The sequence below is a fragment of the Staphylococcus simulans genome, assembly GCF_047037175.1.
In the GTDB taxonomy this organism is placed as follows: Bacteria; Bacillota; Bacilli; order Staphylococcales; family Staphylococcaceae; genus Staphylococcus; species Staphylococcus simulans_C.
Genome location: NZ_CP178241.1, coordinates 127,120 through 151,930, shown reverse-complemented (window position 1 = coordinate 151,930; position 24,811 = coordinate 127,120). Strand labels below are relative to the sequence as shown.

Sequence of the window (24,811 nt, the reverse complement as noted above, 5' to 3'; positions counted from 1 at the left end):
ACGCTCTTCGTTTGCGTGAGGATCTTGTAATTGTGTCTATTTTATCGCTTCTCTTACTGAGGTTTGATTCGTTTGTGTTGATGTCTCTGGTGCTGATGTTGCAGCTGGTTTCTCAATAGTTGAACTAGGCTCTGCTTGTGGTTGTGCAGCTGGTGTTGCTGATTGAGGCTTAACTGAATCTTTCTCTTGTGACTCAACTTTTGACTGTGGTGCAGTTTTTGGTGCCGTCGAAGTACCGCTATCAGTTGCAGTTATTGGTGATGCTTCGTTTGATGCAGGTGCTTCTTGTTCAGCTGCTTGTGCTTGCCCTCCTAAAAAGATGGCTGCACCCACAGCAATAGAAGCTGCTCCGACAGTAAATTTACGAATTGAATATTGGTACGCTTTCTGGTTGGCTTGGTTTATAACTGTTCTCTCTTTGTTGTTTCTCACGTTGATAACGCTCCTAATCATTTGTATTTTACACCAATAACGATAATGATAATCATTCTCATTAATAATGTATAAAGGGAGTATAGCACACTCTTAAATCAATGTCATTAACATATTTTGCATATTTTAAAGTAATTAAATTGACACTATTAATTATCATTTCTTATTTAATATTTATAGTTCAAAGAATTTTTTAAGTAATCCAACATTGCTTAAATCAAGTGGATAGTGGCGTTTGACCGTACCTTGATGAAATTCTACAATGTAATCTGCGCTGTTCAAAATCAATTCATAGTCGTGTGTAATCACAAGAATAGTAAAGCCTTGTGCTTTTAATTGTCGTAATTCTGTCGCAAATTGATACATACGTTTACCATCTAAACCACTCGTTGGTTCATCAAATACTAAAATAGGTCTGCCACTTTCTTTTGCGCTCGCGATTGCCAGTCGCTGCATTTCTCCATTAGAAAGTGATAAGGGATGTTTATCACGATGTTGTTTTAAATCAATCGTATCTATCATATACAGTAAGTCAGCATCTGACATATTACGATGACTGAATCTGATTTCTTCTTCTACTGTCTCGCCAAAAAGCTGCGTCTCTACATTTTGAAAAACGTGATATACGTCGTGTTTCCATTGCTTTTGACGTATTTTATGCATGTCTTTCATAATAAACGCGTCTTTATTTAATTTGACTGCACCCATTAACGCTTTCGCAAACGTTGATTTCCCTGCCCCATTGTGGCCGATAATCGCTGTGATTGCGCCTTTATGTAAATCAAATCGATCAATATTTAAGTCTAATGTTTCTTTTTTCTGATAGCGATATTGCCAGTTTTGTATAGGCATCACATTGCGTGATAAAGATTCTGATTGTTTTGGTCGCAGTTGTGTTAAATCTGTCGCTCGCAAACCATGTGCCTTTAATTGTTTTAGGCTTAATAGACGGAAATCATCTTGATTCCACGCTTTAGAAATCTGACCTGATTCAATTAAGATAAAGCAATCTGCCAAATCTAATAAATAATGTAAACGGTGTTCTGCGATGACAATCGTCTTTCCTTGTTGTTTCCATGATTGAATCAAATGCGCTAATTTTTGAATGGCTTTGAAATCTAAATTTGAAGAAGGTTCATCCATAACAATGAGTGATTGTCCTGCGATCTCAACACTAATACAAGCAATCATTTGTTGCTGGCCACCTGACAATTCAAAGACATTACTTTCTAGTAAATCATTAATTTGATATTGATCTACTGCTGTATCAATACGTGACTGAATCTCATTGGGATCTGTATAGTCATTTTCTAATTCAAAGGCAAGTTCATTTAATACACGCGTACAGAAGAACTGTGAGCTTGGATTTTGAAAGATACTGCCGATTTGGCGACTTAAATCTTTGAAAGAATAATCCTTCGTGCTTTGTCCTGCGATGACAATATCTCCATTGATTTCACCTGAATAAAATTGAGGAATTAGCCCGTTGATTAATCTTAATACTGTTGATTTTCCACAACCTGATAAACCTGTTAAACAGATCACTTCGCCAGGACGAATAGTTAAATTAAAATCTTCTAATGCATTTTTATCTGAAGCACTGTAGCTGAAAGTTACATTGTTAAATTGAATCATTTGAGCCTCCCTCTTATATAACGTAATAAAGTAAAACGAGTAAAATTAAAAATCCTGCGATAGTTTTGTCGAGTGTGGTCATTTTAAATACAATAAGTGACGTACGAGCTGTTTCTACAGAAAGTCCTTTGGTTAAAGAAGCGGCCGTCAACTCATTGGAGATTTTGACTACGCGATTGATTAACGGTACCACACGCATTTCGGTATAACGTATTGGATGCAGAAATGCTTGAAGTGTCGTCATACCCCGCATACGCATCGCATGTTTAATGTTTTGTGATTCTTGATAGACCACGGGAAGAAACCGAAACATGACAGCTAAAGGCATCGTCAACACATTGGGAAACTTAATTTTCTCTAATGCACGAATGAACATTTCAACTGACGTTGTTTTAAATAATACAAATCCCATTAAAGCAGCAGGTAAAAAACGTGTAAGCAAATTAGCAGTAATGAAAATCAAACTATACGTCATAGCCTGATGATCTCTTAATTGAAAGGTTTCGATATACCAACCCACAAACAGTATGAAAAAACATAAGAAGCCAGTTTTATAATAATGAAGATAGATCAAACAAAATGTAGGTATCAGGATTATCATAAGTCGTGGAAAAACTGCATAACCTGTAGTAGTCCCTGTTAAAGCAATAAAAGAGATCAATACCATGCTTAACAATTTTATTCTTGGATCAATTTGAGTATGGATCATGACACCATACCTGCACGTACAAAATGTTTCTTAAATAGAATTCTTGCGATAACAATTCCGATAACAGCACCGACAATGCAAGTCATTAAAATGATAGGCAATGTTTGTAGTGTGAATAATTTATCAAGTAGTGCTGTATATTCCTGTCCTCTTTTTTGTTCTAGATAATCGAAAAAGGATTGTCTTGCGAAGTAAAACGGAAGCAAACTGCCGAGTGACCAAAATGAAAAAACAATATAACCGATACTTAATGACAACCAATGACGATAGTTGCCTATCTTCATAATTAAATCAGCAAGTATGGGTAATGGGATGCCAGTAACTAATGCGAGTCCTGGGTGACCCATAATAAACAATACTAAGCTCACTATAATCCCACTAATACTTAATGCACCAAATTTCTGTGTTTTAGCTACCAACAACATAATCGGTACACTGCCGATAACCGCAAATAGCGCAGGTAAGAAAAACATAATCACTGGCACAATCCCAGCAATACCAACAGGCGTAATCAGCACAAAAAATATTGCGGTAAAGATTCCAATATTAATTAAATCTTTTATTTCTAATTTCTCATGCATACATATAACTCCTCCTTAAAATACGACGTTAAATTTATCATATTAAAATAACTTGTTAACAGTTTACCACCATTGATAATGATTCTCAATTACGTATTTCGATTAAAATTTACTTTTAATTTGTAATAATTAATTATTACAATAAAATGGTTCTACCCTCTTGCTGATGCTGAAATCCGCTTTATCTACTTAGAAACACTCATCTAATTGCTTCTTATCCCCTCTTAATTTAATGCTTTCTTTCCAGTTAATCCTTTAACAATTCTGAATATTCTATTGATTTAACAGTGATTTCGTGCTATGATTACGTCATTAAATCAATACGCTTTAGTTCGGTAGAGAGTGAAAGCGTTGGTGGAAGTGAGGAACTACATATGGAATACATCGAATACCAAGATAAAGTGCTAAAACGTAAAGAATTGGAACTCCGCTTTTTAAAATATTTCCAGGCTCATCAATACGAAGTGATTGACCTGCATTTCATTGAACGCTTGAATTGGCAACAGTTAACGCAAGATGATTTAGAAAGTATGGGCACACGCAGTATTTGGAAAAATGGTCGAAATTTCTTTGCGCTGCGTAATGACTGGACAGATCAACTTCAACATTATGTCAGAACGTATGCCTTGAATTTAAAACAAGCTGTGTATGCTGGCCCTATCGCAAATAATGAACATATCAGCACTAACTTAGGTATTGAAGTATTTCATCCGACTTATGAGGAAATGCTGACGAGCTTTCAGTTAATGTTGAAATTTGTGCAAGAGGAAATGAAACGCCCTGTTGATTTTGCGGTCATTGGTCACTATCAATTGTTGGCGTTATTGCTGAGCGAAACAGAACGCACACCCAAAATCTTACAGTTGATTAATGAACGTAACCTTTCTGAACTCAATCAACAACTGCCAAAAGATCATAAACTCTTAGGTTTGTTGAAACAACCGACGCATTTACAGTTGGAATATATTAAGGATATTATTCCGAATGATCATCCAACCTATTTATCCTTATTAAGATGGTCAGAAGAACTAAAACGTGCAGGTATCCAAACGATTCACTTAGATGTGACAACGATGCCTCCAAAAACTTACTATATCGGCAGCTTTATGCAGTTATTTGAAAATAGCCAGTCTGAACCGATTATGTCAGGCGGTCATTATAGCGGAACTATTGATGGTTTCGGATTCGGGATTAAATTAGACTAGGAGGAATACAACTATGTTAACGATTGCCCTCAGTAAAGGGAGATTACTTAAAGACTTCATCGCATTTTTAGAACAACACAACAATCCTATCTGGGCGGAAGCTTTACATCAACGTGAACGTAAGCTGCAGATTACAGTAAAAGACATTAAATTTATTTTAGTTAAAGGAACCGATGTCCCTACTTATGTTGAAGAAGGTATCGCAGATTTAGGGATTACCGGCAGTGATATTTTAAGTGAAAAGCCAAATCATAACGTCAATAACTATATCGACTTGCCTTTTGGGCAATGTCATTTCTCTGTTGCGGCGAAACCTGGTGTTACTGATATCAATCGTGTCGCAACAACTTATGTTAATACGACACGTCAATATTTTAACCAGTTGGGTCAAGATGTCAGTATTATTTCGTTATCTGGATCAGTTGAACTTGCTGCTGTAGTCAACATGGTTGATGCGATTGTAGATATTGTGCAGACTGGCACAACACTTAAATCCAACGGTTTAGAAGAACGCGAACAAATCGGTAATGTGAATGCTAAATTGATTACGAATAAACACGCATTCTTCAGTAAATCAGACGCTATTAATGAATTCATTACACAACTGGGGGTTTCTATCCATGCTTAATAAAACTGAATTTTATGCGCGTTTTCAAAACGTTTCTGATATTGAACAAACTTTAATTGACCAAGTCAACACAATTATTCAAAACGTCAAAAAGCATCAAGACCAAGCTTTATTTGATTATAATAAACAGTTTGATGGTGTTGAACTTTCACAACTAGAAGTACCGCAAGCTGATGTTGAAGCTAGCTTGACTCAAATTTCACCAGAGTTGCGTGAAGCATTAACACAAAGCTTTGAAAACATCAAAGCGTTCCAAGAACGTATCAAACATGAAGATGTCATTGGTGAATATACAAGTGAAATTTATAATCCGCTTGAAAGTGTTGGTATTTATGTACCAGGCGGTAAAGCCGCTTACCCTTCGACTGTTTTAATGACTGCGACACTCGCTAAAGTCGCAGGTGTCAAAGAAATTATCGTTGTTACACCCCCTCAAGCAGAAGGCATCAAACCTAGTATTCTAGCCGCTTGTAAAATTGCAGGTGTTGACCGTATTTTCCAAGTCGGCGGTGCACAAAGTATTGCGGCGTTAGCCTTTGGCACTGAATCAGTCCCTAAAGTCGATAAAATCGTCGGACCTGGTAATCAGTTTGTCGCTTTAGCTAAACAATTACTTTATGGTTATGTCGGTATTGATCAAATTGCGGGACCGAGCGAAATCATGATTATCGCAGATGAAACTGCTCGTGCCGAATTTATTGTGCAAGATATCCTAGCACAAGCTGAACATGATGAACGTGCACGTACGTTCTTATTATCTACAAGCCAAACCTTATTAGAAGAAGTAGAAGCGTTATTACCAGAAGCCATTCTCAAAGCGCCTAGAAAAGCGATTATAGAACCAAGCGTACGCGATTTCCACTACCCTATCTTGACAGAAAGCATTGAAGAAAATATTGAAATCGCAAACTATGTCGCACCTGAACATCTTTCCATTCAAACGAAAGAACCGGACTATTATATCAATAAAATTAAATATGCTGGTGCCATGTTCTTAGGTTCCTATGCGCCAGAAGCTTTAGGAGATTATAATGCAGGACCAAGTCACGTCTTGCCTACCAACCAAACATCCCGCTTCACCAACGGTTTAACTGTGAACGACTTCCTCACAAGTCATTCCGTTATCCGCTTCGACCAGCAATCCTTCAATCATTTAGCTGAAGGTGCCATGGCAATTGCTCATGAAGAAGGCTTATACCAACACGAAGCGTCTGTCAAAGTCCGAGTAGAACAGGAGGAATCCTAATTGATTTACATTGATAAAAATGAAAGTCCTATTCCCGCACTTTCAAAAGAGGAAATTGCGGAAACCATCAATCGTGCAGATTTTCGAGTATATCCAGAAACACAATATGATGATTTTCTAAAGGCATACGCAAACTTTTATAACCTGCACACCAATCAAGTCTTAGCGGCGAATGGTTCTGACGAATGGATTCAAAAATGTATGTTCGCTTTACCAGAAGGTCCTGTCTTAACGTTAAGTCCAGATTTTGTAATGTATACAGAATTTGCGCATCAAACAGAACGCAACATTGAGTATGTATCCTGCGATCAGGATTTCCGTTTCTCGCTTGAATCCATTTTAAAACGAATTGATGAAGTTAAACCGGCATTCTTTATCATGAGCGTGCCGCATAACCCGACTGGTGAACAATATCCATATCAATTCCTAAAAGCTATCAGCGAAAAAATGAAAGCCATCGGCGGTTACTTTGTGATTGATGAAGCTTATATAGAATTCGGTGAACCGATTGAAGTAGCACTCGAAGATCATATCATCGTCATGAAAACATTGAGTAAAGCATTTGCTTTGGCAGGTTTACGTATTGGTGTTGTCATTTCCACACCGAAAACAATCCAATTATTAAACCGCTTCGCACACCCTTATCCGATGAGTACTTTATCTTTAACTTTAGCTGAAGCCTTATTCAAAGATACAAAACGCGTGATGCATTTAATCGCAGAACAACGCTATCTATGTCATAAACTTAATGACATTTTCAAACCGTTTCATAGTGACGCTTTAAAGGTAATCCCTTCTAAAGCTAATTTCGTCTTTACGTACGGTCCAAAGGCACGCAGCCTAGGCGAATATGTCATCGCACATGGTTTTAAGCCGCGTATTTATGACGAACCTGAATTAAATGAAGCCGTTCGTTATTCTATCGCGACAGATCAAGAACTCGATCAACTCGCACAAATCATCAAGGAATGGAGTGAACAAAATGACTTATCATAAATCACGTACAACGAAAGAAACTGCTATTGAAGCTAAACTCGATTTCAACAATCAATCTGAGACTTCGATAGAAACAGGTGTCGGATTCTTAGACCACATGTTGACTTTATTTAGTTTCCATAGCGGTATTGCGCTCCAACTTAAAGTTGAAGGTGATACGTATGTAGATGATCACCATACAACTGAAGATATCGGTATTGTCTTAGGCCAATTGTTATTAGAGGCTGTCCGTGATAAAACATCCTTCACACGTTATGGCACCTTTTATATTCCGATGGATGAAACATTAGCACGTGTGGTCACTGATATCAGCGGACGTCCATTCTTATCATTTAACGCTGCATTCTCAAAAGAGAAAGTCGGCACATTTGATACGGAACTGGTTGAAGAGTTCTTTAGAGCGCTCGTCATTAATGCACGTTTAACCACACATATTGATTTAATTCGCGGCGGCAACACTCACCATGAAATTGAAGCGATATTTAAAGCTTTTGCGCGCAGTTTAAAAATCGCCCTTTCAGAAAGTGATACACAAGGGGTACCTTCTTCTAAAGGAGTGATTGAATGATCGCGATTGTAGACTATGGTGTCGGTAATATCAAAAATGTAGAACGTGCGGTGAATCACTTAGGCTACGATGCACAATTGACAAGTGATTTTGACACAATCAGAGAGAGTACACATATCATCTTACCGGGTGTCGGTCATTTTAAAGATGCGATGCATGCGCTTAAAGCCTCTGGACTTGATCAATTATTGATTGAACTTCAAGACCAAAAACCGTTTATCGGTATTTGTTTAGGCATGCAGTTGATGTTTGACCATAGTGACGAAGGTGACGTAGATGGACTTGGTATGATACCAGGTCGTGTTGTTCCGATTGAAACACCTTACCCTGTCCCGCACTTAGGGTGGAATAATTTAGAAAGTGAACATCCTCTACTCAATAAAGATGTCTACTTTATTCATTCCTATTACGTCCAAACCCCTGCCCCTATTATTGCAACAGCGGACTATGGTTTGCCGATTACCGCAATCGTCCAACAAGATAACAAAATCGGTATCCAATTCCATCCTGAAAAAAGCGGTGATTTTGGATTAGCTATTTTAGACCAAGCATTGAAAGGCGGTTTTATTCATGATTCAAGTATGGCCAGCCATTGATTTAATCGATTCACAAAGTGTGCGTTTAACTGAAGGCGACTATGAAACTAAAGAAGCGATGGCGAGAACGGCTGAAGAAGCGGTTCAATTCTATAGTCGTTATGATTGTGTGAAACGCATTCATGTCATTGATTTAATTGCCGCTAAAACGAAAAAACCAGTAGAAGCGGATTATATTGAACAGTTAGTCGGATTGACTGATTTACCGATTGAAGTCGGCGGCGGTATACGTTCGACAGAAACCATTGAAGATTACTTCAATAAAGGCGTTGCGTATGTCATTGTCGGTACGAAAGGCATTCAAGATACACAATGGCTTCAAAGTGCTGCCGAGCAATATCCAGGACGTATTTATCTCTCTGTTGATGCTTATGTCGATGAAATCAAAGTCAACGGCTGGTTAGAAGAAACGGGTTTAAATTTATTTAAGTTCGTGAAGACGATTGAACACTTACCGTTAGGCGGTTTGATTTATACAGATATTTCAAAAGACGGTAAATTAGAAGGACCGAATTTTGAATTAACTCAGCAACTTGCAAAAGCAACAACGTTGCCGGTCGTAGCTTCAGGCGGTATTCGCAATGCTGAAGATTTAAAACGTTTAGAAGCTGATGGTGTTTATGCGGCTATCGTCGGAAAAGCTGCGAATACTGAAGCCTTTTGGGAGGGATTAGTTTGATTAAAAAGCGTATTATCCCTTGTCTAGATGTAAAAGATGGACGTGTAGTTAAAGGCGTTCAATTTAAAGGTTTGCGTGATATCGGAGATCCTGTTGAAATGGCCGCATATTATAATCAAGAACTCGCTGATGAATTAGTGTTCTTAGATATTTCACGTACCGAAAGCGGTCACCAAATGATGTTAGATATCATTGAAGCCACTGCTTCTCAACTCTTTATCCCGCTAACCATTGGCGGCGGGATAAATTCTGTCGAAGATATTTCTGTTTTACTTAAGCACGGTGCTGATAAAGTATCATTAAACTCAAGCGCATTGAGAAATCCAGAGTTAATCCGAGAAGCAAGTCAAAAATTCGGCACCCAGTGTATCTGTGTCGCTATTGATGCGAAATGGGAAGAAGATAAACAAGATTGGTTCTGTTACACACATGGCGGTAAACAACGCACTGACAAACGCACTTTAGATTGGGTTCAAGAAGTTGAAAGCTTAGGTGCAGGCGAATTGCTCGTAACGAGTATGGATTATGACGGTGTCAAACAAGGCTTTGATCATCGTTTATTAACTTTAATCAACGAACGTGTCTCTATTCCGATTATCGCTTCAGGCGGCGGCGGTAACGCACAACATTTTGTGGATTTATTTAAAGCAACCGACGTCTCTGCAGGACTGGCTGCCAGTATTTTCCATGATAAAGAAACAACCGTCGGCGCTGTCAAAGCATTTCTAAAAGAAGAAGGAGTTGAAGTCAGATGGCAATAACACCAGACTTTTCAAAAGGATTAGTTCCCGCAATCTTACAACATTATCAAACCAAACAAGTCCTTATGCTTGGTTATATGAATGAAGCGGCCTATCAAAAGACTTTAGAAGACAAAGTCTGCTGGTTTTATTCACGCAGCAAAGAACGTTTATGGAAAAAAGGTGAGTCCTCTCACAACTATCAACACGTTGTAGATATTAAACTAGATTGCGATCAAGATACTGTACTCGTCTTCGTCGACCCAGATGGCCCAACATGCCATACAGGCGCAACGAGCTGTTTTAATACAGAAACACCATTCTTTATCGACTGTTTAGAAGACATCGTCCAATCTCGAGCCAATAGTGATGATGAACAGTCCTATACCCATTACTTGCTTAAAGAAGGTATCGAAAAAATCACGAAGAAATTCGGTGAAGAAGCCTTCGAAGTTGTCATTGCGGCGATGAAAGATGATCAAGAAGAATTGGCTAATGAAACCGCCGATGTATTGTATCACCTTTTTGTCTTGCTTCATGCATGCGGTGTCACAGTAGAAGATGTCAAACAAGTCCTACAAAGCAGACATCAAAAAAGTGGTAATTTCAAAGGTGAACGTAAAAGCGTTCAAGATTGGTAATTCAAAACAGCAACATAAAAAAATAAGCATGTGTTTAAGTCTCATTTAAGAGTTTTAAACACATGCTGTATTTTGTATAAGTTATTTTAGCTGACGCTATTCGTATTTGATGTTGATAGGTGATCCATTAACCAATTTGTACTTTTTCTTTTGGATAGTGATATAAGACAGGTTCTTTTCTGCCGCCCACCATTAAGATGAAGGAGATTAAACCGACCCGTCCGATAAACATCAAGATCATTAAGACAATCTTGGATAAATCTGTACCATCACTCGATAACCCTAATGATAAACCACACGTTCCGAACGCTGACATGATTTCAAAGAATACTTGAAGAATTGACATTTTACTGCCTTCTACAGCTTGAACAATCACAATCGATGTCAAAGTCAAAATTGTTGCGACACTAAAGACCATAAAGGTCTTTTGAATATCTGACGGCAAGATTTCTCTATTAAAGACTTTAATCGTAATGCGTTCTGAATCCGTACGGAAGTTTAAAATAAAGAGAATCAGAATCGCAAACGTCGTTGTTCGAATACCCCCACCAACTGAGCTTGGTGAAGAACCGATAAACATTAATGTACCCATCAATGAATTGGTCGCATCAGTAAATTGCGAGATGTCTATAGTCTGTAATCCAGCACTTCTTGTAGTCGTCGATTGGAACATGGCATAAAAGAGTGCTTTATGCCAACTGACATCCTTTAACGTGTTGCCCATCTCTAAAATTAAAATCATGATTGTTCCGAATACAAATAATGCGAAATACGTAATCGTTGTGATTTTCGCAAATAATGAGAAGCGGAAGTTTGGATTTCTATTACTGATATAGGCTTTGATTTCTAATAAGACTGGGAAACCGATTGAACCGAGTGTAATTAAAAACATGACAATCGTCTGTACAAAATAATCATTCGCATAAGGAATCAAAGAATTTCCGGTAATATCCAGTCCTGCGTTGGTTGTTGAGGCGACTGAAACAAAGAAGCCTTGCATTAACGCATATTGGATGTCTGCAGTATCTCTATAGAAATAAAAGGCCAATAACAATGCACCGACAAATTCAATGATTAAGACCGCTCTGACAATTTCAATAATCAATTGTACCGCACCGCTCATCGTATGGCGGTTATTATCTAACATAATCATCTGACGTTCGCGTAAGCCGATATGTTTACCTAAAATGAGCCATAACACTGTACCTAATGCCATGACACCGACACCGCCGATATTTAAAATAATCATGATGACAATTTGACCGAACGTTGAATACGTATCGGCAATCGTCACAGGTGTCAATCCAGTCACACTGATTCCTGATACAGCTACAAACAATGTATCAATCGGATCAACGTGCACACCAGGTTTATGCACGCCAGGTAAATTTAACATTAAAAATGCTGCGATAATCGCAATCAGATAGAATAAAACAATACCTTGTTGAGGACTGGATCTCTTGAATAACTGGTTAAAAATGGACAACTGTTTTCACCTCAACACTACTTCAATTTAATCGTAATACTTTTTAGTTTACCATTTCTATATATTTTTGCAGATAATGACTTCAAATCTGCTTGATGTTCAAAGACAATCTGTCTATATCTTAAATTATCTTCAATTTTTTTACCATCTAATTCTACAATAATATCGCCAGTTTTTAAACCTGCTTTGTCGCCTGGTGAGTTGTGATTCACTTCTCTGACTAGCGCACCTTGTTGTATATCTTTAGGAACTTGATATTGATTGCGTTCTGCATCTGATAATTCAGCTACATTCGATAACGCAACACCTGTATTTGGATATTCAATTTTCCCTTTATCTTCTAACTGTTTCGCAAGTGTCACAGCTTTATTGACCGGAATCGCAAATGCCATCCCCTCTACTGCAGGCATATCAATTTTCAATGAAACAATACCGACTAACTTGCCATTTTGATCGACCACTGCCCCGCCTGAGTTCCCCGGATTGACAGGTGCATCAATTTGAAAGGCTTTTGTCAGTACATCATAGTGGTTATCTTTATCAATATCGACCGGAACATTTCGGTTCAAACCAGAAACAACGCCATTTGAAATACTGCCTTTAAAGTCTGCGCCTAATGGATTACCGACTGTAATGACAGGTTCAGCAAGTTGAAGTTGTTTCGAGTCTCCGATACGAATTGCTTGAACATCACTATCTTTTTCTACGTTAGCTTTAACCACTGCGATATCAGAATATTTATCTTTCCCGATTACTTTACCAGTAGTTTCTTTATTATCATCGTATAAAATACGTTGTGTCTTTTTATCGCCCACCACGTGACTATTCGTCAATATAAAAATAGAGTCGTCCACTTTTTTGTAGACGACACCTGAACCAATTTCGTTATCAGAATTTGCGGTTTCTTTATCAATTGAGCTTTTATTCTTAGTTTTGTTCTCAACTGTTACAACTGAATGAATCGAGCTTTTAGCTGCCTTCATCATCGCTGTTTCTTTTTTGTCGCTGCTTCCATCAAATGTAGCGACATCACCAGCGCCATTATCACTTCTTAGATTATGGAAGATCGCAAAGAGCAATAATAATAAAATAATTACGCCGACCGCAATTGCGATTTTAGCCCAATGTTTTTCAAAGAAAGCTTTAGCCTGACTGCCTGTTGAACTGTGTTGTGCAGGCTTGTCGTCATGATGTGCATCTTTCGTTTCTGTTTCAACTGATTCTTCCTCAGATGCTGATGTAGGTTCATCATGAATTTTAGTACTATCATCTACCGTGACTGAAGAGACATTCGAAACAGCCTTTTCATTTTTAACTGTTTCTTGTTTGGCACCTTTAGTGGAAGTTGATGGCTGTTCTTTATGTAAAGATTCATCTTTTGATGATGTTTCTGCCTTCGGTGTCTCAGTCGTTTCACTTTCTGCTTCAGGCTCACGTTTACCCTGCGCAATTTCTTGTTGATGCTGGATTTCTTCTTGCGTTAATTTTTCAATGCGTGCCTTTCTTAAGTTGTCTTTCACACGTTCTTCATTGTTTTTTGCTTGCATCGCTGCTTTTTCTTTTTCTTGTGCTTGTTGTTCTTTTTCTTGTTCAACACGTTGCTCTCGTTCTTCATTATGGAAAAACTCTCGACGTTTTCGTTTATAATGACTTTTCGGAATCACTTGTTTTTCATCTGGTTGACGCTTTCCATTTTCTTCTGCCATCATAACGCCCTCCTCTACTACAATCTTTCTTATCTATTATGACACAATCTATTGTAAATTTCTTGTAAACTTAGTGCTTTCACTAAAAATTTTAGAGTATTTTCTCTTCTACTTCAATTCGTAAGTCAAACATAGAAAAAGCCGTTTATCTTTCTTCTAAATAAAGATAAACGGCTTGATATTTCATATGGTATTAAGAATTTGATTGTTCTTTTGCTTTCTTTTTGTTGTGGCGTAAAGATGATAACCAACCAAAGATAACAAGTCCAATCATGACACCCCAGAAAATGATTTGCCATAATGTTGAATGTGGAAAATCTTCTGGAATTAAATGAACTTGTGGATGTGCAAGCACAAGTACCACTAATTTGATACCGACCCATCCAACAATCGCAAAGGCTGCACCTTCAAGACCAGGGTATTTATTTAACAATTCTACGAACCATGTTGCGGCGAAACGCATTAAGATGACACCAATCATACCACCCATAAACATAACAGCGAATTGACCTAAGTCCATACCGCCGAAATGAATGCCGACTGGTTTCAACGTAAAGGCAATGGCCATTGCGGCAAGCATTGAGTCAATCGCAAAGGCGATATCTGCAAATTCAACTTTCGCAACTGTAGCCCAGAATGCTTTCGGGCTGACTTTCTTTTCAGTCCCATGCTCATCATAGTGATGGTCATCTCCTTCTGGTTGTTCAGGCCCATGACCTTTGGATTTGTAAAATTGATATAGATTGCGTCCTGACATATAAAGTAAGTAAACCGCACCGGCAGCTTGGATAAACCAGAAGTTTACAAGGTAACTGATTAAGAATAAAGACAAGAATCTAAAAACAAACGCACCTAATAAACCATAGAATAATGCTTTCTTTCTTTGCTCAGGCGGTAAATGTCTTACCATTACTGCCATAACTACTGCGTTATCCGCAGCAAGTAATCCTTCTAAAAACACGAGTACGAGCAATACCCATCCGTAGGATAAAATTAAACTCGGATCCATTCAATGACCACTCCTTAAAAAAATTCAATCGTCTGGCTTAAAGACTTAAACAAAATAAAAGAGACCCATGCTAAATAAATAGCAAAGGTCTCACTTGAATCCATACACTTTTATATGCATTCCATTTTACCGGAAATGTCTGCGCATTTCGTAATGACGATAAGAATGTTGAAGTAGTTTAAAAACTAGCTTCGTAAGTTACTCCCCTCTGACATAACTGTCATAGGTATTCATTTATTTAAAATAATTATACCCTAATGAATACCTATAATAAACTATAAAGTTTAATTTCAGGGAATTTTTCTTCAAACCAACGTGTCGCAAATTCATTTTCAAATAAGAACACTTTTTGTTCGTAACGGTCTTGAACTAAGATTGAACGTGCTGTACTCATCTTATCTTGGATATCGTCTTCATTTTCAACCCAACGTGCAATTTTACGGCCGACCGGTTCCATAATGACATCAACATTGTATTCATTTTTCATACGATGTTCGAAAACTTCGAATTGAAGTTGACCTACTGCACCTAAAATAATTTGGTTCGTATGCAATGTTTTATAGTACTGGATTGCACCTTCTTGTACTAGCTGTTCAATCCCTTTATGGAAGTGTTTTTGTTTCATTACGTTTTTCGGTGATACTTTCATAAATAATTCAGGTGTGAACTGTGGCAGATCTTCAAAACTGAATTTTTGATTACCGCCAACTAAAGTATCTCCGATTTGATAATTACCTGTATCATATAAACCGATAATATCTCCAGCAACCGCATGATTGATTGTTTCTTTATCATCAGCCATAAATGACGTTGAACGTGTTATCTTTTGTTTCTTGTTGGTACGTTGTAATTTAACATCCATACCACGTTCAAATGCGCCGCTGACAATACGCATAAATGCGATTCTGTCACGGTGTTTAGGGTCCATGTTGGCTTGAATTTTAAAGATAAATCCTGAGAAGTCAGGCGCAAACGGACTCACTTCTTCTTCATCTTTAGTAACACGGCCGTTCGGCATCGGCGCATGGTCTACATACGCGTTTAAGAAGCTTTGAACACCAAAGTTTGCTAAAGCTGAGCCGAAGAATACTGGTGTTAATTCACCTGCTAACATCATTTCATTATCGAAATCTTCACCCGCTTCTTCCACCAGCATAAACTCTTCAATTGCTTGTGCGAATGTACTATCATTCGTAATCGGATGTTCCTCTTCTAATTCGTAATCTTCATTAATATGCAATAGGTGTTCTTCATCTCTGAATGGTTCAATCGTGCGTTCTTCACGATCGATAATTCCGAAGAAGTTTTGACCCATGCCGACAGGCCAGTTCATCGGATACGTTTTAATATTCAAAGTTTCTTCAATTTCATCTAACAACTCGAAAGGTTCTTTACCAACACGGTCCAGTTTGTTGATGAAAGTGAAGATTGGAATGCCACGCATTTTACATACTTTAAAGAGTTTTAAAGTTTGGGGCTCAATCCCTTTAGCACAGTCAATCACCATCACGGCACTATCGACTGCCATTAGTGTACGATACGTATCTTCTGAGAAGTCTTCATGCCCTGGTGTATCTAAAATATTAATATTAAAATCATCATAATTGAACTGCATCACAGAACTTGTTACTGAGATACCACGTTCTTGTTCGACTTTCATCCAGTCACTTGTTGCGAATTTTCCTGATTTCTTACCTTTAACTGTCCCTGCTTCACGAATGGCACCGCCAAATAACAGTAATTTTTCAGTTAAAGTTGTTTTCCCGGCATCCGGGTGAGAAATAATCGCAAAGGTTTTTCTGGATTCAATTTCATCCTTTATACTCATCTTTCGTCTCCTTTTTCAAATAGAATTAAAGTCAGTTCATGCGCCAAGCTTTCCGCTTCGGCTTCGTCCATTAAATTAAATAGGTCCATTACTAAGTCTTCTTCTACATCTTCTGCTGACTCCTTCTTATCTACCATCACAGACCAGCTCATATCTGGAACAGCAATCAGCTGGTTCTGCATTGTATCGTCTGTATAATAATAGGCTGTTGCACCTTCTATTGTTTGAAGTGTCCTAATCTTCAGAAGGGCCACCTCCAAATTTTTTGTATGCAGCTTCTAGACCAATCAAATCATCACGATGTGGTACTTTAACATGACCCGGCATGATTTGATAAGGTTCACGTCCTTTTGAAGCTAATACGACTGTATCACCTGGTTCTGCCACTTCAATCGCATGGCGAATGCCTTCAGCGCGATCAGTAAATTCTACATAATTATCATGTGTTGCACCTTTAGCTAATTCATGCGTCAACATTTTTGGATCATCGTTTGCGGGATTATCCGGTGTGAAAATCACATAATCTGCACGACATGCTTGTTTGCCCATTTCTGGTGTTTTTGTTAAATCACGTTCGCCAGCCATGCCAACCAGTAAAATGAATTTTTGTTTCACAAATGGTTTAACCGCATCGATGAGCTTTTCAATGCCATCTGTTGTATGCGCATAATCAATGATTAAATCAATCGGTAAAGAACGGTCTAATACTTCTAAACGCCCTTCAACTGGTTCTAATTGGCTGACTACATCCACAATCGCTTGCATTGGTGTACCTTTACTCCAAACTGCTGTCATTGCTGCCATAATATTAGAAATGTTGAATTGACCGACATAAGGTGAATCCACATGGAAAGTACCGTCTGGTGTCACAAAATCAAATGAAGCACCTGTTAAAGACTCTTTTATATTGATGGCTTGGAATTGGGCTTCATTGTGAATCCCATACGTAAAGACTTCATAAGGTGTTACTGTTTTCAAGTATTCAGAGAATTTATCATCTTGATTGACGATTGCACATTTTTCTTTACTTAAATCTTCACCTAATTGGCTAAATAACAATGACTTCGCATGACCATAAGCTTCCATTGTGCCATGAAAATCTAAATGGTCTTGAGTTAAGTTTGAAAAAATCGCAACATCAAATTCTACACCGCTTAAACGACCTAAAGCTAAACCATGACTTGAAACTTCTAATGTCATTGACTCAGCACCCGCTTCAACTGCTTCATGAACTTTTTTCGTCAATGTCACAGTTTCAGGTGTCGTATTCTCACCTTTAGTAATGGTTTCATTGATTTGGAAACCATTTGTGCCTAAGTAAGCACTGCCTTTTCCTAATTTACGGTGTATTAAATGAATCATTGTCGCAATAGATGTTTTACCGTTGGTCCCTGTCACACCATAAGTAACTAACTTTTCGCTCGGGTATTGATATAATTTATGTACAATCAAACTTGCGACACGTCTTGTATTAGGTACAATCACTTGTGTCACATCGCCTGTTAATTGTTGTTCGCGTTCTACTACGATCACTTTACAACCTTGATCGACTACATTTTGGCAAAATTTATGGCTGTCTACTGTATAGCCTTTTGAAGCTACAAAGATACTGCCTGCTTTTGCAGTACGGGAATCCGTTGTCACATCATCCACTTCTCTATCTAAACTGCCAAGTACTTGTTTCGACTTTATTTTCTCGAACAATTCGTTCGCTTTCACATCGATCGCCCCTTCTTTTCCAATACTACTATATTATACATTTTTTCTTTAGAAATCTAGATGCGTGCGTTCATTTTCTATTGTACATTTTTCTACGCGATTAAGATATCGATGACGTTGTTATAGATACATTTGATTCAAAACTTTCCTATTATATAAACATCACTATTTACAAATAGCAAACCTGTTTTATTTCACGCAAATGTTAAGAAAGTATGAAAATATTTTTATACTCTGTTAATAAGTGTTATAATTCAGTGATGTTAGCGTCAATACTATTTAATCTGGCTGCAACATACGTTACACTGTAGACAAAGCAATATATTCTATATATTTGCTTAATATAGACAACATTAAATCTACTAACTGGAGGGTGGCTGCTTTCATGGTTACTCAAAACAAGAAGATATTGATTATTACAGGTTCTTTCGGGAACGGCCATTTGCAAGTGACGAATAGCGTTGTGAATCAATTAAAAGAAATGAATCTCCAACACTTATCTGTGATTGAACATGATTTGTTTTTAGAAGCACATCCCATTTTAACATCCATTTGCAAAAAGTATTATATCAATAGTTTTAAATATTTCAGAAATTCATACAAGCATTTTTACTATAGCCGCCCAAAAGACATTGATAAATGTTTTTACAAATATTACGGTTTAAACAAATTGATTAATTTGTTAATAAAAGAAAAACCTGACTTGATTTTACTGACATTCCCTACGCCGGTCATGTCTGTTTTAACAGAACAATTTAATATGAACATTCCGATTGCGACGGTAATGACAGATTATCGCTTACATAAAAACTGGGTAACCCCACACTCTTCACGTTATTATGTCGCTACAGAAGACTTAAAACAAGAATTTAAAGATATCGGCGTACCACAAGATATTATAAAAGTTACAGGCATTCCAATTTCATCACAATTCGAAGAAGACATTGATACAGCAGCTTGGATGCGTCAAAATCGTCTCGATCCAAAACGTCCAACAATTTTAATGTCTGCAGGTGCATTTGGTGTATCTAAAGGCTTCGAATCGATGATTGCTGATATTTTAGAACGCACGCCAGAAACACAAGTGGTCATGGTATGTGGCCGTAATAAAGAATTAAAACGTAATTTAAAACATCAATTTAAATCGAACAAAAACGTATTGATTTTAGGCTATACCCATCATATGAACGAATGGATGGCTGCTTCTAACTTGATGATTACGAAACCTGGCGGCATTACGATTTCTGAAGCACTTGCGCGTAAAGTGCCGATGATTTTCTTAGACCCGGCACCAGGTCAAGAGCTAGAAAATGCGCTTTACTTCGAAGCTAAAGGTATGGGTAAAGTTGCGGCGACAACAGAAGAAGCTATTGCTTTAATTACAGATTTAACACAGGATGAACAAGATTTAAACGCAATGGTTACACGCATGCAAGACCTAAAAGTGAAATACCCTACCTATAAATTATGCCGAGACCTACTACATCTATTAGATGAATCTTCACAAGCAGAAGAAATTTATGGAAAGGTTCCATTATATGCAAAGCTCTTCCTCAAGTAAATACAACACAAACTATAAACGTAATTTCATAATTATGTTGTTTATATTGTTCTTTATGGAATTCGCACGCGGCATGTTTGTTTTAGGTTACCTTCCCTTCTTGCCTACTGTTTCTTCAGTAGCTGTGGGTGTAACTTCTGCCGCGGTGTCTATCCATTATATTTCTGATGCCGCAACAAACTTTGTTGTCGGCTTCTTATTAAAACGTTTTGGTGCAAAACCCGTTTTAACACTCGGCTTTTTATTAGCATTCGGCAGTTTATTTCTAGTTATTTGGTTCCCATATAATGCTTTCATTTTAATTATGAGTTCCATTTTACTCGGGGTCGCTTCAAGCCCGATATGGGTAATTATGTTATCTAGTGTACGTGATGAGTCTCGCGGTAAACAAATGGGGCATGTCTACTTCTCATGGCTGTTTGGTTTATTAGCAGGTATGATTGGCATGTTATTGATTGTTAAAGTACATCCAACCCACTTTACATTCTTAATGGCGCTTGTCGTATTAATTGCTTGGATACTTTATTACTTTGTGAAAATACGTCTCACAAACTATAGAACACGCCGTTTCAAAGAACAACTCGGACAAATTAAACGCGTTGCACATTCAAATGGCGTATTATTCCCAGGTATTATCTTACAAGGCGCTTCTATCAGTGCGCTTGTTCCGATTTTACCGACCTATGCGACAAAAGTTGTAAAAGTAAGTATGGTTGAATACACTGCTGCTTTAATCATTGGCGGTGTCGGCTGTGCCATTTCCATGTTGTTCTTATCTAAAATCATCGATCGCCATGGCAACAAATTTATGTTCAGTGCGATTTTTACTGGTTTTGTATTATATACATTAGCGATTTTCAGTCTGTCAATCATCACACAAATTTATATTGTGTGGGGTGTCGCACTATTTATCGGCTTAATGTATGGCTTTTTATTACCTGCATGGAATACCTTCATGGCTAAATTCATTAAACAAGATGAACAAGAAGAAACTTGGGGTGTCTTTAATAGTATCCAAGGTGTGGGTGCGATGATTGGCCCGCTTATCGGTGGTATGTTATATCAATTTACAAATAACTTGAATATGACCTTTTACTTCTCAGGCGGTGTTTTCGTCTTCTTAGCCATTTTCTATGGCATATACTTCTTACGTATTCAAAAACAACAAGCATTTAAATAGGATTGTCAAAAGGCAGCTGATTCCACAAGAGAATCAGCTGCCTTTTTTCAAATTCATGTATTTATAATATGTATTTAAAAGCAAGAGGTTAAGACATTGAAGATAGATAGTAACCTCTATTCACTATCGAGCCCTTATAATCACAATGTCTCAGCCCCGTACTTTTGATTGATGCTGTGTCATTTGGTTTAAACGGTCTTCACATCTTATTTGAAACTGTATGTGTCGATTGTTTCCCATTTGTCAGCTTCATCATTATATTTCAATAATGTTAACTCACTAATTGTTTCTTCGTAATCAATACCAGCCAGTTTAACTTGACCGAAGATATCTTCAAATTCTTGGCTTGTTAAACCTTGAGCAATTGTAAAATGCGGAACAAATGAATGTTCTGGTTGGCCGTAGAAATCACCATTGTTGAAACGTTCATCTAACGTTTCTAATTCAGGTGTCTTTTCAACTTTAAAATAAATCACATTATTTACAGGTGCGAAGTTTGATGCTTTCGTCGCATGAATGTGAAGTGGCGCAATGCCTTCAATACGTGATTGAATCTCTTTTTTCACGTTGTCAAAATCATTTTCTTCAACCTCAAATGAATCTTTGATTGTAATATGAGGTGGAATTTGAGCATAACGTACATCATAACGTTTACGATATGCATCAATTTTTTCACGGAATGTTTTTGATGGAATTAATGCTAACCCTAAAATCATTTGAATTCCTCCTTAGATTGAACTATATGGTCATTATAGCAAATATTCCATGAAATCGTTACCAAAAACTGTAACTTTACAGAATTTACTGAATCGTTTATGCCTCTAAAAAGTGTAAAAGTAAAGATTCCATTAACTTTCTCCAGTACTTCCAACGATGTCCGCCATCAAACTCTTCATAGTAATGCGTGACATTCAGCTTTTCTAATAAAGCTTTTAATTCACGGTTTGGCGTTAGGAAATCTGCACGTTCCCCCGTTGTCGGCAACGCAAAATCTATCTCTTCTTTCCCCACTGCTTGCCAAATATCTAATTGATCAATAAACTGGCAACGATTTGCGAGTAAATCAACTACATCATTAAACATGGGACTGAACATCCCTACTTGATTAAATAAGCGTGGATAAGATAAGGCTGTCATTAACGCAATAGAGCCAGCTAAACTGTCACCTAATAACACACGTCCGCTCGCAACTTTAAATGTTGGGAAAGTTTTATCAATATACGGCAACAATTCTTGTCCCATCGCTTTTACAGTTAAAGGTGAACGACTGCCATTCGGTGAAAATTCTTCTCTGCGTTTATCTACCGTTTCATAATGGAAGCCTATGAAAATCGCACGTTCAACTTGTTCATTTTCTCTTAATCGTTCATATACACGATGAATTTGTCCAAAACGAAAGAAGTCTAAACCGTCAAAACAAAATACAACTTTATATTTAAATAATGATGAATAATTTTTTGGTAAGTAGATCGATAATGTGATATCACGTTCTAAAATATCACTATGAAATTGTGTCTGTGTTACGACACCTGGTTCTAATTCACTCACAGTACCCCTCCTGATTTTTAAAACTTAATTCTAGTTTAACAATTTTCTTGCTACTTGGGTATTAACCTAGATATATTCTAGGTTTAAGACATCATTCCGATTAAGTCAATAAGGTTTTATTTGTAAATTTTGTTATTTAATTCCACTAAAAGTGTTGCACGGAATTTTTATTCAAAGTATAATTGAAAAAAATCAATGTTACTTATGCATGTCGAAACACATACAATAGCGGAAATTTATACGCTTATTTTTTTAGGGGTAAAATGTAAGCGTTTTCTTTTTCCGTTTTTATAAGGGGGAAATCATTATGCTAGAAAGTTTTGTAGCTTGGTTTAATGAAATTGTGTGGAGTAAACCGCTTGTTTATGGTCTATTGATTACAGGGATTTTATTTTCTTTGATGATGAAATTCTTTCAAGTCAGGCATTTTAAAGAGATGATTCGTTTAATGTTCCACGGTGAAAAATCACCGACTGGGATATCAAGTTTCCAAGCTATAGCACTCTCTTTAGCAGGACGTGTCGGTACTGGGAATATCGTCGGCGTCTCTACAGCTATTTTTATTGGGGGTCCTGGTGCAGTCTTTTGGATGTGGGTCACTGCATTCTTAGGTGCCAGCAGTGCATTTATCGAATCAACATTAGGTCAAATCTTCAAACGTGAAGAAAAAGGGGAATATCGAGGGGGTCCCGCCTACTACATTGAATATGGAATTAAAGGGCGCATAGGTAAAATTTATGGTTTAGTCTTTGCGGTTGTGACGGTAATTTCAGTTGGCTTATTACTGCCAGGGGTACAATCTAACGCGATCGCAAGTTCAATGAACAACGCTTTCCAAATTCCAAACTGGATTGTAGCCATCACAATTGCGGTCATTTTAGGTCTGATTATTTTCGGCGGTATCAAATGGATCGCAAATGTTGCGACTGCAGTCGTGCCTTTCATGGCCATTCTATATATTTTAATGGCAGTCTTTATTATTATTATCAACATTCAAGCTGTTCCAGCTTTAATCGCATTAATCTTTAAATCCGCATTCGGTATGCAAGCCGCATTTGGTGGTATCTTCGGTGCCATGATTGAAATCGGTGTAAAACGTGGCTTGTATTCAAACGAAGCTGGACAAGGGACTGGCCCGCACGCAGCATCTGCAGCAGAGGTCTCTCACCCTGCCAAACAAGGTTTAGTTCAATCATTCTCAGTATATGTCGATACATTATTTGTATGTACTGCCACAGCATTAATTATCTTAATTTCAGGCACATATAATACGACAAATGGTGAGTTGAAACCAGGCGGCATTCCTGAATTAATTAAAGACAACGGTATTTACGTTCAAAATGCCGATGGTACGAAAGATTATTCAGGTACAGCTATGTACGCACAAGCCGGTATTGATAAAGCCTTACAAGGCGGCAGTTATCACTTTGACCCTGCCTTCTCAGGTATCGGTTCATACTTTATTGCGATTGCCTTATTCTTCTTTGCCTTTACGACAATCCTTGCTTACTACTACATCGCAGAAACAAACATTGCCTATATGACAAGAAACAGTTCTGTCTTGACGACTAAAATCTGGTTCACAGTCGCACGACTGGCATTAATCTTTGCGGCATTCTATGGTTCAATCAAAACAGCTGATGTCGCTTGGAGTATGGGTGATTTAGGGGTAGGTATGATGGCATGGCTCAATATTATCGCAATTTGGATACTCCATCGCCCTGCCGTTGACGCTTTGAAGGATTACGAGTACCAAATGAAAACAAAAGGCTCTGGCAACTACGCAATTTACAAACCAGATCCACAGAAATTGCCAAATGCGACGTTCTGGCTTGAAGACTATCCGAAGCGTTTAAAAGATGCGCATTTCAATGAAGATGAAGCAATTGAAAAAGATAGAAGTGCTAAAAATAAAAAGAAGCCACCACAAAGTAACTTAGAAGAAGTTTAATACGCTATAGGCTAAAAACAAATTAAAATAGCTTAAAAAGGAGAAAACGATATCCGTTTTCTCCTTTGTCTTTCATAATAAATCTACAAATATTCTTAACTGTTAATCAATATACCTTTCAAAATATGACTTTTTCCATAACTTGATTTAGTCTATAATGATGTATA

At 37.5% G+C, this 24,811-nt stretch carries 24 protein-coding genes; 12 read left to right on the top strand and 12 right to left on the bottom strand.

Annotated elements, in window-relative coordinates:
• Positions 1–36: 36 nt before the first annotated feature.
• The 4 genes from ACFCT9_RS00645 to ACFCT9_RS00630 all read right to left on the bottom strand — a co-directional run bounded on the left by ACFCT9_RS00645 (position 37) and on the right by ACFCT9_RS00630 (position 3,357).
• A complete protein-coding gene (locus ACFCT9_RS00645; RefSeq protein WP_412519986.1) occupies positions 37–432 on the bottom strand; it encodes a YSIRK-type signal peptide-containing protein in 396 nt (131 codons plus the stop codon).
• Between the two features lie 174 nt (positions 433–606).
• Positions 607–2,067: an ABC transporter ATP-binding protein gene (locus ACFCT9_RS00640; RefSeq protein WP_412519984.1), complete on the bottom strand. Its 1,461-nt coding sequence runs from the start codon at positions 2,065–2,067 to the stop codon at positions 607–609.
• Positions 2,068–2,080: 13 nt separating this feature from the next.
• Complete coding sequence (locus tag ACFCT9_RS00635; protein ID WP_412521600.1) at positions 2,081–2,734, bottom strand: energy-coupling factor transporter transmembrane component T; 654 nt, start codon at positions 2,732–2,734, stop codon at positions 2,081–2,083.
• A gap of 38 nt (positions 2,735–2,772) precedes the next feature.
• A complete protein-coding gene (locus ACFCT9_RS00630) occupies positions 2,773–3,357 on the bottom strand; it encodes an MptD family putative ECF transporter S component (protein WP_412519982.1) in 585 nt (194 codons plus the stop codon).
• A 374-nt stretch (positions 3,358–3,731) separates the two neighbouring features.
• Here ACFCT9_RS00630 and ACFCT9_RS00625 point away from each other — a divergent pair, with 374 nt between their 5' ends.
• From ACFCT9_RS00625 to hisIE, 9 genes are read left to right on the top strand one after another with little or no spacing between them, the layout of a single operon-like run.
• The gene (locus ACFCT9_RS00625) at positions 3,732–4,562 is read left to right on the top strand and encodes an ATP phosphoribosyltransferase regulatory subunit (protein ID WP_412519980.1); all 831 of its coding nucleotides are present in this window, start codon (positions 3,732–3,734) and stop codon (positions 4,560–4,562) included.
• A 13-nt stretch (positions 4,563–4,575) separates the two neighbouring features.
• The gene (gene hisG / locus ACFCT9_RS00620) at positions 4,576–5,190 is read left to right on the top strand and encodes an ATP phosphoribosyltransferase (RefSeq protein WP_412519979.1); all 615 of its coding nucleotides are present in this window, start codon (positions 4,576–4,578) and stop codon (positions 5,188–5,190) included.
• On the top strand, positions 5,183–6,436 hold the full coding sequence (hisD, locus tag ACFCT9_RS00615; protein WP_412519977.1) for a histidinol dehydrogenase: 1,254 nt from the start codon (positions 5,183–5,185) through the stop codon (positions 6,434–6,436). Before hisG ends, hisD begins: the two co-directional genes overlap by 8 nt.
• Entirely contained in the window at positions 6,437–7,432 is a 996-nt protein-coding gene (locus ACFCT9_RS00610) for a pyridoxal phosphate-dependent aminotransferase (protein WP_412519976.1), read from the top strand.
• Positions 7,419–8,000 carry an imidazoleglycerol-phosphate dehydratase HisB gene (gene hisB, locus ACFCT9_RS00605; RefSeq protein WP_412519974.1) on the top strand — a complete coding sequence of 194 codons (582 nt, stop codon included), beginning with the start codon at positions 7,419–7,421 and terminating at the stop codon, positions 7,998–8,000. Before ACFCT9_RS00610 ends, hisB begins: the two co-directional genes overlap by 14 nt.
• A complete protein-coding gene (gene hisH, locus ACFCT9_RS00600) occupies positions 7,997–8,596 on the top strand; it encodes an imidazole glycerol phosphate synthase subunit HisH (RefSeq protein WP_412519972.1) in 600 nt (199 codons plus the stop codon). The genes hisB and hisH overlap by 4 nt, the downstream gene beginning before the upstream one ends.
• The gene (hisA, locus tag ACFCT9_RS00595) at positions 8,571–9,275 is read left to right on the top strand and encodes a 1-(5-phosphoribosyl)-5-((5-phosphoribosylamino)methylideneamino)imidazole-4-carboxamide isomerase (protein WP_412519970.1); all 705 of its coding nucleotides are present in this window, start codon (positions 8,571–8,573) and stop codon (positions 9,273–9,275) included. Before hisH ends, hisA begins: the two co-directional genes overlap by 26 nt.
• On the top strand, positions 9,272–10,036 hold the full coding sequence (hisF, locus tag ACFCT9_RS00590; RefSeq protein WP_412519968.1) for an imidazole glycerol phosphate synthase subunit HisF: 765 nt from the start codon (positions 9,272–9,274) through the stop codon (positions 10,034–10,036). The genes hisA and hisF overlap by 4 nt, the downstream gene beginning before the upstream one ends.
• Positions 10,027–10,656, top strand: coding sequence for a bifunctional phosphoribosyl-AMP cyclohydrolase/phosphoribosyl-ATP diphosphatase HisIE (hisIE, locus tag ACFCT9_RS00585; RefSeq protein ID WP_412519966.1), 630 nt, complete (start codon positions 10,027–10,029; stop codon positions 10,654–10,656). The genes hisF and hisIE overlap by 10 nt, the downstream gene beginning before the upstream one ends.
• 127 nt (positions 10,657–10,783) lie before the next feature.
• Here the strand turns inward: hisIE and ACFCT9_RS00580 are convergent, their stop codons facing one another.
• The 6 genes from ACFCT9_RS00580 to ACFCT9_RS00555 form a co-directional block, all read right to left on the bottom strand.
• Positions 10,784–12,142: a TrkH family potassium uptake protein gene (locus tag ACFCT9_RS00580; RefSeq protein WP_412519964.1), complete on the bottom strand. Its 1,359-nt coding sequence runs from the start codon at positions 12,140–12,142 to the stop codon at positions 10,784–10,786.
• A gap of 17 nt (positions 12,143–12,159) precedes the next feature.
• Positions 12,160–13,851 carry a S1C family serine protease gene (locus tag ACFCT9_RS00575; protein ID WP_412519963.1) on the bottom strand — a complete coding sequence of 564 codons (1,692 nt, stop codon included), beginning with the start codon at positions 13,849–13,851 and terminating at the stop codon, positions 12,160–12,162.
• A 190-nt stretch (positions 13,852–14,041) separates the two neighbouring features.
• On the bottom strand, positions 14,042–14,857 hold the full coding sequence (locus ACFCT9_RS00570) for a TerC family protein (RefSeq protein ID WP_412519961.1): 816 nt from the start codon (positions 14,855–14,857) through the stop codon (positions 14,042–14,044).
• Between the two features lie 265 nt (positions 14,858–15,122).
• Complete coding sequence (locus tag ACFCT9_RS00565; protein ID WP_412519959.1) at positions 15,123–16,685, bottom strand: peptide chain release factor 3; 1,563 nt, start codon at positions 16,683–16,685, stop codon at positions 15,123–15,125.
• A complete protein-coding gene (locus ACFCT9_RS00560; protein ID WP_412519957.1) occupies positions 16,682–16,939 on the bottom strand; it encodes a YueH family protein in 258 nt (85 codons plus the stop codon). Before ACFCT9_RS00560 ends, ACFCT9_RS00565 begins: the two co-directional genes overlap by 4 nt.
• Positions 16,920–18,404 (bottom strand): UDP-N-acetylmuramoyl-L-alanyl-D-glutamate--L-lysine ligase, encoded by a 1,485-nt coding sequence (locus ACFCT9_RS00555; protein WP_412519955.1) that lies wholly within the window; start codon positions 18,402–18,404, stop codon positions 16,920–16,922. The genes ACFCT9_RS00560 and ACFCT9_RS00555 overlap by 20 nt, the downstream gene beginning before the upstream one ends.
• 385 nt (positions 18,405–18,789) lie before the next feature.
• On the opposite strand from ACFCT9_RS00555, the gene ACFCT9_RS00550 reads away from it, so the two are divergent.
• Together ACFCT9_RS00550 and ltaA are read left to right on the top strand one after the other, a co-directional pair.
• Positions 18,790–19,965: a diglucosyl diacylglycerol synthase gene (locus tag ACFCT9_RS00550; protein ID WP_412519953.1), complete on the top strand. Its 1,176-nt coding sequence runs from the start codon at positions 18,790–18,792 to the stop codon at positions 19,963–19,965.
• Positions 19,943–21,145, top strand: a complete 1,203-nt coding sequence (gene ltaA / locus ACFCT9_RS00545; RefSeq protein WP_412519952.1) for a lipoteichoic acid biosynthesis MFS flippase LtaA — start codon at positions 19,943–19,945, stop codon at positions 21,143–21,145. The genes ACFCT9_RS00550 and ltaA overlap by 23 nt, the downstream gene beginning before the upstream one ends.
• A 206-nt stretch (positions 21,146–21,351) precedes the next feature.
• Here ltaA and ACFCT9_RS00540 read toward each other — a convergent pair whose 3' ends face one another.
• On the bottom strand, positions 21,352–21,861 hold the full coding sequence (locus ACFCT9_RS00540; RefSeq protein ID WP_412519951.1) for a 2'-5' RNA ligase family protein: 510 nt from the start codon (positions 21,859–21,861) through the stop codon (positions 21,352–21,354).
• A 97-nt stretch (positions 21,862–21,958) separates the two neighbouring features.
• Positions 21,959–22,693, bottom strand: coding sequence for an esterase family protein (locus ACFCT9_RS00535; protein ID WP_412519949.1), 735 nt, complete (start codon positions 22,691–22,693; stop codon positions 21,959–21,961).
• A 307-nt stretch (positions 22,694–23,000) separates the two neighbouring features.
• On the opposite strand from ACFCT9_RS00535, the gene ACFCT9_RS00530 reads away from it, so the two are divergent.
• Entirely contained in the window at positions 23,001–24,644 is a 1,644-nt protein-coding gene (locus tag ACFCT9_RS00530; RefSeq protein ID WP_412519947.1) for an alanine/glycine:cation symporter family protein, read from the top strand.
• Positions 24,645–24,811 lie beyond the last annotated feature (167 nt).